12 protein-coding genes are annotated in these 11197 nt (G+C 70.1%); 2 read left to right on the top strand and 10 right to left on the bottom strand.

Features of this window, described 5'->3' with window-relative positions:
• The first annotated feature begins 432 nt into the window (after nucleotides 1-432).
• Nucleotides 433-987, top strand: coding sequence for a hypothetical protein (locus IPJ17_07010; GenBank protein QQR75319.1), 555 nt, complete (start codon nucleotides 433-435; stop codon nucleotides 985-987).
• Nucleotides 988-998: 11 nt separating this feature from the next.
• Nucleotides 999-1580, top strand: a complete 582-nt coding sequence (locus IPJ17_07005) for a hypothetical protein (protein QQR75318.1) — start codon at nucleotides 999-1001, stop codon at nucleotides 1578-1580.
• A gap of 45 nt (nucleotides 1581-1625) precedes the next feature.
• On the opposite strand, the gene IPJ17_07000 is transcribed toward IPJ17_07005, so the two are convergent.
• The 10 genes from IPJ17_07000 to IPJ17_06955 form a co-directional block, all read right to left on the bottom strand.
• The gene (locus IPJ17_07000; protein ID QQR75317.1) at nucleotides 1626-1802 is read right to left on the bottom strand and encodes a hypothetical protein; all 177 of its coding nucleotides are present in this window, start codon (nucleotides 1800-1802) and stop codon (nucleotides 1626-1628) included.
• Nucleotides 1795-2103, bottom strand: coding sequence for a hypothetical protein (locus tag IPJ17_06995; protein ID QQR75316.1), 309 nt, complete (start codon nucleotides 2101-2103; stop codon nucleotides 1795-1797). The genes IPJ17_07000 and IPJ17_06995 overlap by 8 nt, the downstream gene beginning before the upstream one ends.
• Nucleotides 2104-2221: 118 nt before the next feature.
• Entirely contained in the window at nucleotides 2222-2659 is a 438-nt protein-coding gene (locus IPJ17_06990; protein QQR75315.1) for a hypothetical protein, read from the bottom strand.
• A gap of 191 nt (nucleotides 2660-2850) precedes the next feature.
• Nucleotides 2851-3375 carry a L,D-transpeptidase family protein gene (locus tag IPJ17_06985; protein QQR75314.1) on the bottom strand — a complete coding sequence of 175 codons (525 nt, stop codon included), beginning with the start codon at nucleotides 3373-3375 and terminating at the stop codon, nucleotides 2851-2853.
• Between the two features lie 258 nt (nucleotides 3376-3633).
• Nucleotides 3634-5187 carry a galactarate dehydratase gene (garD, locus tag IPJ17_06980; GenBank protein ID QQR75313.1) on the bottom strand — a complete coding sequence of 518 codons (1554 nt, stop codon included), beginning with the start codon at nucleotides 5185-5187 and terminating at the stop codon, nucleotides 3634-3636.
• Entirely contained in the window at nucleotides 5187-6212 is a 1026-nt protein-coding gene (locus tag IPJ17_06975; protein ID QQR75312.1) for a Gfo/Idh/MocA family oxidoreductase, read from the bottom strand. Before IPJ17_06975 ends, garD begins: the two co-directional genes overlap by 1 nt.
• The gene (locus IPJ17_06970; GenBank protein QQR75311.1) at nucleotides 6209-7918 is read right to left on the bottom strand and encodes a hypothetical protein; all 1710 of its coding nucleotides are present in this window, start codon (nucleotides 7916-7918) and stop codon (nucleotides 6209-6211) included. The genes IPJ17_06975 and IPJ17_06970 overlap by 4 nt, the downstream gene beginning before the upstream one ends.
• Before the next feature lie 24 nt (nucleotides 7919-7942).
• Entirely contained in the window at nucleotides 7943-9424 is a 1482-nt protein-coding gene (gene uxaC, locus IPJ17_06965; protein ID QQR75310.1) for a glucuronate isomerase, read from the bottom strand.
• On the bottom strand, nucleotides 9421-10065 hold the full coding sequence (gene eda, locus IPJ17_06960) for a bifunctional 4-hydroxy-2-oxoglutarate aldolase/2-dehydro-3-deoxy-phosphogluconate aldolase (protein ID QQR75309.1): 645 nt from the start codon (nucleotides 10063-10065) through the stop codon (nucleotides 9421-9423). The genes uxaC and eda overlap by 4 nt, the downstream gene beginning before the upstream one ends.
• On the bottom strand, nucleotides 10062-11162 hold the full coding sequence (locus tag IPJ17_06955; protein ID QQR75308.1) for a sugar kinase: 1101 nt from the start codon (nucleotides 11160-11162) through the stop codon (nucleotides 10062-10064). The genes eda and IPJ17_06955 overlap by 4 nt, the downstream gene beginning before the upstream one ends.
• Nucleotides 11163-11197 lie beyond the last annotated feature (35 nt).

The raw sequence follows: 11197 nt of genomic DNA, 5'->3' as shown, positions 1-11197 counted from the left end.
CCGCTGATCCGCGACCGAGGTCGGTGTTCGAGCCGCCGTGGCTCGTCGTGAGATTCTCCGAGCGCTCAAGCCTTCGGCCGAACTGGGGCCCCTTCGACGCGCACCGGGACGGACGAGACCTTCGTCAGCCATAGCCATTCCGCGGGTGACGGACGGGAAACCGAGGCGCTGGAAATACGCGATGGCTTGATCGCATCGGCACTGTTCAGAAGAGGGCGAACGCGAATCGACAACTCGTGTGTCGATGCACCGATCGCTCCCATACGTTCTAGAGGTCGACCAGCGCGAGTCCCCATCGCGCGCGCTCACGCGAGCGCACGCCGACGCCGACTCACGCTCTCTTGTTTCGTCGCGGAGGAGCCCTTCATTGACTTCGCCTTCGAAACGGCGCACGCTGCCGGCTCTTCGACGATCACAACTCAGGAGGAAGGCATGCCACCCAGGGCGAAGCTCTATCTATTCACGACGATGTGGGTCTCGTTCGCTGCCGCGCTCGCGTCGAGCCCCGCGCGCGGTGACGTGCCGTGCGATCCGCCGACGGCAGCGGTGCAGATGCCGCATCAGGAGCACCCGGGCGCGCGGCGCGAATCGCAGATGACGTCGCGCCAGGCCGGCGCCGAGCAGCCGACGATCAGCTTCATCGACTCCCCGACCGTCGCCTGCTACCAGCCCGATCCGGCCGTCGATGCCTGCTGGATCAACTGGTACTACCTCTCGGTCGACGCGAATCCGAACTACATGATCTGCATGGAAGTGACGATCAACGAGATCGGCAAGGTCGGCCGCTACCAGGGGTTCTTCCAGACCTCGATGTACGTGCCCTACAACATGCACTTCCGCGGCTTCAGGGTCGCGTGCGGCGCTCTCGGCTCGGGTGGCGACCCGAATCGCGGCAAGACCTACGGCTACACGATCCGCGCCAAGGACTCCGCCAACCTGAGCTCCGCCAACTACGGCTCGATCTCTTGCCCCGCCTTCACGCCATAGGACCCCCGTCGATGCGGCAGCGACCGAAGCTCCCGCGACTCCATCTCCTGGCCGCTCTCCTCCTCCTGCTGCTCTTGCCGAGCGTCGCGGCTCCGGCACGCGCCGCCGAGCCGGGCACGCCGACCGCGAGCCAGCCGAAGCCGCTACGCGAGCGGGAGGTCGCCGCCGATGCCCCGACGATCTCGTTCATCGACAGCCCGAGCCCGACCTGCTACCGCGAGGATCCGTCCTCCAATCTCTGCTACATCGAGTGGACGTACCTCTACGTCACCGCCGGCTCGGGCCAGTACATGCTGGAGATGACCGTCGAGATCGACGGACGACTCCGCGCGATCTTCGGCGGGTTCTTCCAGACCTACATGTACGTTCCGTCCGACATGTACGTGCAGGCGCTCATCGTCTCCTGCGGGCCGCGTGGCGGCGGCGGAGACCCGAACCGGGGCAACGCCTACGCCTACGCCGTGCGGGCCAAGGAGACCGGCGGCCTGACGACGGCCAACTACGGAACGGTGACCTGCCCGTTCGCCATTCCGCTCTTCTCCGACGGGTTCGAGAGCGGCGCCGCGACGGCGTGGTCGGCGCGGCGGCCCTAGCCCCGATTCCGCGCCCCGCTCCTGCGACGGGGAGTGCCTGGCTCGCTAGGGCGTCGAGAGAAGATGCAGCAGCGAGTCGCCGATCGGCGTGATCAGGTCGGCGACCTTCCAGCACTGCCCCGTCTCGCGCGAGAGCACGATCTCGACCGCATGCGGCGTCGACTTCCCCGCCTCGACGGTGAAGCGATAGCTCATCTGGACGACCGCGGCGAAGTCACCCATGCTCGAGACGACGACGAGCTTCCGGCCTGCCGGCGATCTCGCCGTCCTGCGCGCCCAGCCACGGGTCGTAGTCGAGGTTGCAGAGGCCCTCCTTGGCGAGACAGCTCACCTCGGCGCGAACCGCCTTCTCGAAGGCCGGAGCGAGCAGCCCGGCCGGCGCACCCTCGGCGTAGAAGGAGTAGCTCGACTCGTAGAGGCGCCTGGCCACGGCCTCGGGCGAGTCGCATGGCGTGGCGGCCCGGGCAGCGGCCGGTACGAGGAGCGCGAGAAGAACAGGGAGCAGGCGTCGGGTCGATCTCATGTCGTCTCACCGTCGGAACGCGATCCGCCGCGGGCTCTCGCGGCAGCGCTCACGTCCCGCCTTCCACCCTGGATGCGGCGTCCGCGCCCGAACGGGGCCAGCGTCCGGATGGCGACGATCACCTCGAAGTCGCGGTCACCAGAAACAGGTGGTGGCGCCCACCGTCGCGCAGGGATCGCATCACCTTCACGAGTTGCGCGAACTCACAACGTGAATCCGCGGAAACGAAGACGGGAGCGCCCTTGGAGGCGCGGCTCTCGGCGAGCATCGACGCGAGCAGGTCGTCCGGCACCCAATCGCCGTCAACGATCACTCTCCCGTTGCACCGAACCTCGACCGCGAGAGCGCCGTTCGCAATCATCGTGGCGGGGTGACTCACCGTCGGCAGGAATCCGGGCGGAGCGTGACCGCCCGATGGCCTCGCCACGAGGTAGATGAGAAGCAGGACGAGCCCGATCCCGGAAAAGACGACCGGGAGAACTCGCACAAAGAGGTCATCGCCCACCGAGGGCTCGCCGAGCGAACGCCCTATCCCCACTGGCTCCACCATGAGCATCGACCCTCCTTCGCCGGCACCGGCCCGGACCTGTCGCCCCCCGGGGAATCTACTCCTCGCCAGGCCGAGATGGAAACGCGCGTTCACGCGAGCCGCAGGAGGAGCAGGTTCCTGGCCGCGGGAGTGCCGGCCCGCGCTCCGAGAAACGGGTCGGCTCGCTGTTCAGAGGAGCGTGATCATCCTTCGTCGCGTCAGGGGGTGATGAGAATCGGCGTCCCGTCGGCCACGACGCGCCAGAGCTCGTCCATCTCGGCATCGGTGACGGCGATGCAGCCGTAGGTCCAGTCGGCGAGACGATGCAGTCGACCGAGCCAGCCGAAGCCGTTGCGCAGGCCGTGGATCATGATGAGGCTGCCGGGGCTCTCGCCGCGCGCCGCGGCCCGGCGCGTGTCCTCGGGCGACGGGTAGGAGATGTGCAACGACAGGTGGCAACAGCTTCGCGGGTTCCGGTCGTCGATGCGGTAGAGCCCCTCCGGCGTCTTGCGGTCGCCCTCGCGCTCCTTCGCTCCGACCGGCACGCGCCCGAGCGACACGCGATAGCGGCGCACCACCACACCGCCGCTCTCGAGCTCCATCACCCGCTCGGCCTTCCGCACCACGATCCGCTCGACCCGCGTCCCCGCCGGGAGCGGCGCCGCCTCCGGCCAGTTCGCCCAGGCGAGAAGAGCGATGACGGTGAGAAGCGCGAGCAGCAGGGCGATGACCTTCAATCGCATGGCGAGACCCCTCGTCGTTTCGCAGCAGCTATCCCTGCCGCGTGGGACGTCACCTTCGGGGCGGAGTCGGGCGCCCAACGGGGCCATCGGCGCGGGTCGCCTTCCCGAGAGCGCAGCAGCGGGCGATGCCTCTCGTCGAGGATCTGTCCGCGAGCGTCCGGGTCCGTTCCGCCTCGATCCTAACTTGCGACCCCTGCGGCACTCCGCCGCCACCGCCAGCCGCGCCGCCTCGCGACCGCTCGAGCAACGACGTCCCGGCTAGGTGAGCGGTGCGGGGTTGAACAGCGCCAGGGCGTTGTGGATCCGGTGCACCTCCGACCAGGTCTTCTTCCTGCCGCTGGCGACTTCGAGGTAGAGGTGGAACAGCTCCCAGCCGAGCTCCTCGACGCTGCGCTCGCCGCTGGCGATGCGACCGGCGTCGAGGTCGATCAGATCGGGCCAGCGCCTGGCGAGGTCGCTGCGCGTGCTGACCTTGACCACCGGCGCCATCGCCAGTCCGTACGGCGTTCCCCGGCCGGTGGTGAAGACGTGGAGGTTCATGCCGGCAGCGAGCTGGAGGGTGCCGCAGACGAAGTCGCTCGCCGGAGTGGCGCAGAACTGCAGCCCCCGGCCCTGGGCGCGCTCGCCCGGGGCGATCACGCCCTCGATCGCCGCGCCTCCCGACTTGGCGACCGAGCCGAGCGCCTTCTCCACGATGTTCGACAGACCACCGGCCTTGTTGCCGGGGGAGGTGTTCGCACTGCGATCGCTGCGGCCGCGCTCGAGGTAGCGGTCGTACCACTCCATCTCGCGGATCAAGGCCTGCGCCACCCGCTCGTCCCTGGCGCGGGAGGTCATCAGGTGCACGGCATCGCGCACCTCGGTCACTTCGGAGAACAGCACCGTCGCGCCGGCACGCACCAGCAGGTCGGAGGCAAAGCCGAGGGCCGGATTCGCCGTGATCCCGGAGAAGGCATCGCTGCCGCCACACTGCATCCCCACGACCAGGGCGGACGCGGGGAAGGTCTCGCGGCGCCGCTGGTCGAGCTTGTGCAGGCGTCGCTCCGCCAGCGCCAGGATCCGCTCGATCATCTCGTCGAAGCCGCCGTTCGAATCCTGCAGCCGATAGAGCCAAGGCTCGTCGAGGTCCAGGCCTTCGCCTCCCGCGGCGATGACCTGCGCCGCCTGCAACATCTCGCAGCCCAGGCCGACGACCAGCGCCTGGCCGCCGAGATTCGGGTTGCGCGCCAGGTTGTGCACCGTGCGGATGGGGATGTCGGCACCGATGGCGTCGAAGGCGACCCCGCAGCCGAACTCGTGCGTCAGGGCCACGACGTCGTCGACGTGCGGGTAGCGCGGCAGGAGCTCCGCGCGGATCCGCCGGACGGCGTGCTCCAACACGCCGGTGACGCACTGCACGGTCGTCGTGATGCCCAGGAGGTTCCGCGTCCCGACACTCCCGTCCGCGTTCCGGTAGCCCTCGAAGGTGTACCCCTCGAGCGGCGGGGCCGGTGGCGGCACGTCGGTCGAACAGGGAAGCGCATCGAGCGCGGGCGGCTCCGGCATCATCAGGTCCGCTTCCCTCACCCAGCATCCGGCGCCGAGGGCGCGCCGCGCCGTGCCGATGACCTGCCCGTAGCGCCTCACGGCTTCGCCTTCGGCGATCGGCCGGAGCGCCACCTTGTGACTCGGAGGAATCGCCTCGGCCGCGCGCAGGCCGTCGTCGAAGAGCGCGCCGGCCGCGACGCCGCGCTCGTTGACGACGACGGCGACGTTGTCGGCCAGATGCTGGCGGAGATAGCGCGGGCGTTCCGCGGGCGGGTCAAGCGACATCAGCGTCTCCCTCCGGCGAGGCCGGCGGCCTCGTAGATTGCGAGCACCAGCGCGAGGCTGCGGCGACCCGCCGAGCCGTCGACAAGCGGCTCGCGACCCGCGCGAATCGCGGCAACGAAGTCTTGCAGGATCCGGGTGTGGCCGAGCGTGTCGATTCCGGCAGGGCTCCCTCCCGCCCCGGCGCTCTGCGGCGTCGGCTTGGCGGCACGGATCCGCGGCGCGGCGCCCTCCCAACGAACCAGGGTTTCCCCTTCGAGCTGCGCCCCACCAGCGCTGCCGTAGACCTCGAGGCGGTGCGGAAAGCCCGGAGCCGCGGCCGTGGTGGCAACGATCGAGCCGCGAGCGCCATCCGGGAAGCGCAGCGCCGCGACCACGCAGTCCTCGACCTCGATGTCGTGCACCGAGGTGCCACCCGAAGCACCGACGACCTCCGCCTCCCCTCCCATGAGCCACAGCAGGAGGTCCACGAGGTGGATGCCCTGGTTCATCAGCGCCCCACCGCCGTCGAGCGACCAGGTGCCGCGCCAGGCCGCGCTGTCGTAGTAGCTCGGCGGCCGAAAATAGGGGACCGTCGCCGTCGCGAGGACGAGGCGTCCGAGCTCCCCCGCACGGATCGCGTCGTGGAGCTCGACGAGGGCGGGGTCGGTGCGGCGCTGCAGGACGACGCCCAGGCGCACCCCGGCCACGCGACAGGCGGCGATCATCCGATCGGCGTCGGCAAGGTCGAGCGCCATCGGCTTCTCGACGAGCACGTGCTTTCCCGCCCGGGCCGCTGCTTGAGCCTGGTCCGCATGAAGGCCGCTCGGCGTGCACAGACAGATGGCGTCGACACCGGGGTGGTCGAGCAGGGCCTCGAAGCTCGCCGCGCACGGCACGCCGAGCTCCGCGGAGATCTCGGCGGCGCGCGACGCCTCCGCACGGCAGATCGCGACGAGACGGGCGCCGCGCGTCGCCGCGAGCGCTCGTGCGTGATACCGGGCGACCATCCCCGCACCGACGATCCCGAAGCCGATCTCTCCGCTCATCGCTCGCTCCGGAGCGGCGGCACACCGGCGTCGAGCTTCAGGTACCGCCCCAGAGGGAGCCCCGCCCACACCATCTCGCGCGCGGCCACCTCGGCGATCCGGCGCGCGCCGAGCTCGGACAGGTGCGTGTCGTCGTCGAGCCCCTCGGGCAGGAGCGGGAGGACGCCGGGAGCGACGTGGAGATAGAGCGATCGGGAGCGCTCCACCCCGTAGCTGCGGACCAGCGCCCGAGTCGACGCCTCCATCTCGAGCAACGGCACGTCCTCCTCTCTGGCCACCTCGCGAACCACCCGTGGGTACTCGCCATGACTGTCGAGAAAGGCTCCGCTGGGGTCGAACCGGCGCCTCACGATCGGCGTCGCCAGGATCGGCTGCGCTCCGCGGGCGCGTGTTTCGCGCACGAAGCGCTGGAGGTTGGCGCGGAACTCTCCGTCCGGTTCGGTGAACCGCCGCGGGTCGCGGGACTTCTCGTCGTTGTGCCCAAACTGGATCACCACCCAGTCCCCCGGCGAGAGCGTCTTCACGAGATCGTCCCAGCGGCCCTCGTCGCGGAACGACTTGCTGCTTCGTCCGTTGACGGCGCGGTTCTCGAACCGCAGCGGCGGGACGACGAGCTCGCGGAAAAGCTGCCCCCAGCCGCGCTCGGGGTGTGCGAGATCCGGCTTGTCGGCCATCGTCGAGTCGCCGACGAAGTAGAGGACCGGAGGACTTCTCGGCTCGACCTTCGGCGGGTCGAAGCGCACCGGGGCGAGCCGCTCGGGATCCCATCCCCCGAGAACCGCCACCGGCACGATCCGCGCGGCCTCCGCGGCGGACAGCTCGGCGGACCAGGGCACCCGGGCGGTGCGGTCGGCGCCGTCCCCGGTATTGCCGAACTCGGCGTAGCGGCTGGTGCTCTCGCTCGACGGCCGATCCCAGTTGTGCCACCCCGCCGGGTGAATGCCGGCGTCGAGCTGGCTGTGCAGGAAGAGCGTCGCGGCATGGTCGCGCCACGGGCGGCCGAGATAGGCCCGTTCGCCCGCTGCCACGAGGACGCGACACCGGTGGAAGACGAACCCGAAGGGAGCCTCGGGCGGCGTGGAGGCGGCCGTGATGGCGCTCGAGGCGAGAGCGTGGACGTCGCAGCCTTCGAACCACGAGGTCGCTCCGCCGAAGACGAAGTCGATCGTGCCCTCGATCGCGCAGCCGGCGAAGTAGTGCCGCCCCCGGTCGAGAAAGAGCGTGTCCTGGTGACCCAGCAGGCGACAGTTGCGGAAGACCACGCGGTCGCCGTGCACGGCGAGCGCGATCGCCTGACCGACCGGCCCCGCATCGTTGCGGATCGTCAGGTTCTCGGCCGAGAAGTCGTCGGCGTCGACCGTCAGCGTGGGCGTCCGGAAGGTCCCGATGGGGCGGCCGTCGAGCCCGGTCCTTCCCGCGTGGAGCCCGTAGACGAGGAGCGTGGTCGCCGGATCCTCGCCGACGATGCGCAGATGGCGCTTCTCGCGCTGAATGTAGACGATCTCGCGATAGACACCGCGGCGCAGGTAGAGGGTCGCCGGGCGGTCCGGGGTCCCCGTTCCGATCCTGGCGACCGCCTCCTGGAGCGTGGTGAACTGCCCGCTCCCGTCCTGGGCCACCACGGCGGTGAGGAGCCGGTGATCGGTCTGCGCCAGGGCCGTCGCGGCGACGAGACCCAGACTGCCGAGGAGCGGGACGAGCTTCACCAGACCCCCGGCACCCCGGTCGCCTCAGCCCGGCAGGGACGCGTACGGAGCCTCCTCCCCCGAGGCCGTTGCGCTCGTCGCGGCGCCGCGGCGGGACGGCAACTCGAATCCGAAGAACCGCTCCGCGTTGCGGAAACAGACGTCCTCGACCAGCGCACCGACCAGATCGAAGTCGCGCGGCAGGAGGCCGGCGGCCATCTCGGCGCCGAGCCGATTGCAGAGGACACGGCGGAAGTACTCGTGACGGGTGAACGAGAGGAACGACCGGCTGTCGGCGACCATGCCGACGAAGCGGCGCAGCGAGCCGAGCTGGGAGATCGCTTCGAGCTGACGCTCGATCCCGTCTCTCTGGTCGAGGAACCACCAGGCCGGACCGAGCTGCATCTTCCCCGCCACCGAGCCGTCCTCGAAACAGCCGAGCATCGAGGCCAGCATCTCGTTGTCGCGCGGATTGAGGTTGAACAGGATCGTCCGCGGCAGATTCCCCGCCGAGTCGAGGGCGTCGAGGAAACGGACGAGCGGCTCGGCGTAGGTCCGATCGCCGATCGAGTCGAACCCGCTGTCGGCCCCGAGGGCGGCGAACCTCGCTCGATTGTTGTCCCGCAGCGCGCCGATGTGGAGCTGCATCGTCCAGCCCTTTTCGGCATAGAGAGCTCCCAACTCGAGGAGCAGCGCCGTCATCAGGCGGTCGTGGTCGTCGGGCGAGAGCACCTTGCCGCTCCGCAACCGGTCGAAGCCGGCGCGGACCTCGCGCGGCGCGGCCGGCGCGAAGAGGGCGGCGACGAGCGCGTGATCCGAAAGGCGGCAACCCGCCTGGTGGAAGACGTCGCGGCGCACGCGGAGGGCGGCGAGCAGATCGTCGAAGGACGCGATCTCGACGTCGGCGGCGGCGCCGAGCTCGTCGAGGTAGACGTTCCACGACGACGGCTCGGCGAGCGCCAGAAGGCGCCCGGGACGCCAGGCGGGGAGCACCCGCGGGGCGAAGGTGTCGTCGGCAGCGAGCGCCCGATGATGCACCAGCGAATCGGCCGGGTCGTCGGAGGTGCAGAGCGCGAGCACGTTGCTCTTCTCGATCAGCGCGCGCGGCGAGAGCCCGCGGCGGAAGACCTCGGAGGTCCGCTCCCACACCTCGTCGGCGGTCGTCGCGCTGAGCAGGAGGTCGTCGATGCCGAAGTAGCGGGCGAGCTCGAGATGGCACCAGTGGTAGAGCGGGTTGCGCAGCAGATAGGGCAGGATGCCGGCGAAGGCGTCGAACTTCTCGCGATCGCTCGCGTCGCCCGTGCAGAAGCGCTCGGCGACGCCGTTGGTGCGCATCTGGCGCCACTTGTAGTGGTCGCCGTTGAGCCAGACCTGGCTGATGTTCTCCCAGCCGCGATCGGCCGCGATCTCGGCGGGCGGCAGATGCGTGTGGTAGTCGATGATCGGCAGATTCGCCGCGTGCTCCTGGTAGAGCCGGAACGCCTCCTCGCTCTGCAGCAGGAACCTCTCGTGGATCAGGCGGCTCATGGAACGACCTCGCGCGCCCGGGACAGGGCTTCCCGGGTCTGTTGAGTGACGAGCGACCACCGCTTCTCGGCGATCTGCTGCTTCGTCGCCAGCCAGGAGCCACCGACCGCGAAGACCTGGGGCAGGGAGAGGTACTCCTTCATGTTGTCCAGGGAGACGCCGCCCGTCGGGCAGAAGCGGATGCCGAGCGACTCGTACGGCCCGGCCAGGGCGCGCAGCATCTTCACGCCGCCGGCCGCTTCGGCCGGAAAGAACTTCTGCAGAGTGCAGCCGTGGGAGTACGCCGCCTCGATCTCGGAGGGCGAGAGCACGCCGGGAACGAACGGCACGCCGCCGTGAGCGAAGAGCCGGACGGTCTCCGGGTTGAAGCCCGGCGCCACCGCGAAGGAGACGCCGAGGTCGAGGCACTGCTGTGCCTGCTCTCGCGTCACCACCGTGCCGGCGCCCACCAGCATCTCGGGAAAGGCGCGCCGGATGCGCCCGAGCGCCGCCAGCGCGGCCGGCGTGCGCAGCGTCACCTCGATCCGGTCGAGACCGCCGGCGAGCAGCGCTTCGGCGAGGGGCTCGGCGTCGTTCTCGTGGTCCAGCACGATCACCGGGATCACCGGCAGGCGGGCCAGCCGTTCGGTCGTCGCGCTCATCGGTCCACCCTCGCCCCGCCGCCCCGGACGACCTTCTCGACTTCGCTCAGGGAGGCCATGGTGGTGTCGCCCGGCGTGGTCATCGCCAAGGCACCGTGCGCCGCACCGTACTCCACCGCCAGCCGCGCATCCCCGAGCTCCATCAGCCCGTAGATGAAGCCGGAGGCGAAGCTGTCGCCTCCGCCGACGCGATCGAGGATCTCGAGATTCGGCCGCGGGGTCGCGAGGTGGAGCTCGCCGTCGCACCAGCAGATGGCGCCCCAGTCGTTGACGGTGGCGGTCTTCGCGGCGCGAAGGGTCGCGGCCACCGCCTTGAAGTTCGGGTAGGTCGCCACGGCGCGGCGGATCATCTTCTCGAACCCCGCGACCTCGAGGTCGAGCAGACCGGCGTCGACCCCCTCCACCTCGAGCCCGAGGCAGGCCGTGAAGTCCTCCTCGTTGCCGAGGATCACGTCGAGCGACGGGGCGATCGCCCGGTTCACCTCGCGACAGCGTTCGAGGCCGCCGTAGGCTGCCCAGAGCGACGGCCGGTAGTTGAGGTCGTACGAGACCACCGTGCCGTGCTTCTTGGCGATGCGCGCCGCCTCGACGACCAGGTCTCCGGTCGTCGCCGAAAGCGCCGCGAAGATCCCGCCGGTGTGGAACCAGCGAACGCCGAGCTCGCCGAAGATGTGCTCCCAGTCAATGTCGCCGACGCGCAACTGCGAGGCCGCGCTGTGACCGCGGTCCGAACAGCCGACGGCGCCGCGGATGCCGAAGCCCCGCTCGGTGAAATTCAGCCCGTTGCGCACGCTGCGGCCGATGCCGTCGGACGCCACCCACCGGATCAGGCTCGTGCTCACGCCCCCCTGGAGCACCAGGTCCTCGAGGAGGAGGCCCACTTCGTTGCGCACGATGGCGGTCACCACCGCCGCCCGCAGACCGAAGCAGCGCCGCAGGCCGCGGGCCACGTTGTACTCTCCGCCGCCCTCCCAGACGCGGAACTGCCGCGCCGTGCGGATCCGGCCCTCGCCCGGGTCGAGGCGCAACATGATCTCGCCCAGCGACAGGATGTCGAAGCGACAGGACTCCCGGGGTCTCAGCTCGAGACTCGACACGCTCCCCTCCTTCGGTCTTCGCCCGGTTCGTGCAT

The sequence above is a fragment of the Holophagales bacterium genome (assembly GCA_016699405.1).
Lineage (GTDB): Bacteria > Acidobacteriota > Thermoanaerobaculia > Multivoradales > JAGPDF01 > JAAYLR01.
The sequence above is the reverse complement of the archived record's forward strand: the minus strand, read 5'-3'. Positions and strand labels throughout refer to the sequence as shown.

Bases quoted from the DNA above. Each gene is read 5' to 3' on its own strand.
- uxaC (QQR75310.1), bottom strand. From the start codon at position 9,424: ATGAGCCGCCTGATCCACGAGAGGTTCCTGCTGCAGAGCGAGGAGGCG.
- IPJ17_06990 (QQR75315.1), bottom strand. From the start codon at position 2,659: ATGCTCATGGTGGAGCCAGTGGGGATAGGGCGTTCGCTCGGCGAGCCC.
- IPJ17_06985 (QQR75314.1), bottom strand. From the start codon at position 3,375: ATGCGATTGAAGGTCATCGCCCTGCTGCTCGCGCTTCTCACCGTCATC.
- IPJ17_06975 (QQR75312.1), bottom strand. From the start codon at position 6,212: ATGAGCGGAGAGATCGGCTTCGGGATCGTCGGTGCGGGGATGGTCGCC.
- IPJ17_07010 (QQR75319.1), top strand. From the start codon at position 433: ATGCCACCCAGGGCGAAGCTCTATCTATTCACGACGATGTGGGTCTCG.
- garD (QQR75313.1), bottom strand. From the start codon at position 5,187: ATGTCGCTTGACCCGCCCGCGGAACGCCCGCGCTATCTCCGCCAGCAT.
- IPJ17_07005 (QQR75318.1), top strand. From the start codon at position 999: ATGCGGCAGCGACCGAAGCTCCCGCGACTCCATCTCCTGGCCGCTCTC.
- IPJ17_07000 (QQR75317.1), bottom strand. From the start codon at position 1,802: ATGGGTGACTTCGCCGCGGTCGTCCAGATGAGCTATCGCTTCACCGTC.
- IPJ17_06995 (QQR75316.1), bottom strand. From the start codon at position 2,103: ATGAGATCGACCCGACGCCTGCTCCCTGTTCTTCTCGCGCTCCTCGTA.
- eda (QQR75309.1), bottom strand. From the start codon at position 10,065: ATGAGCGCGACGACCGAACGGCTGGCCCGCCTGCCGGTGATCCCGGTG.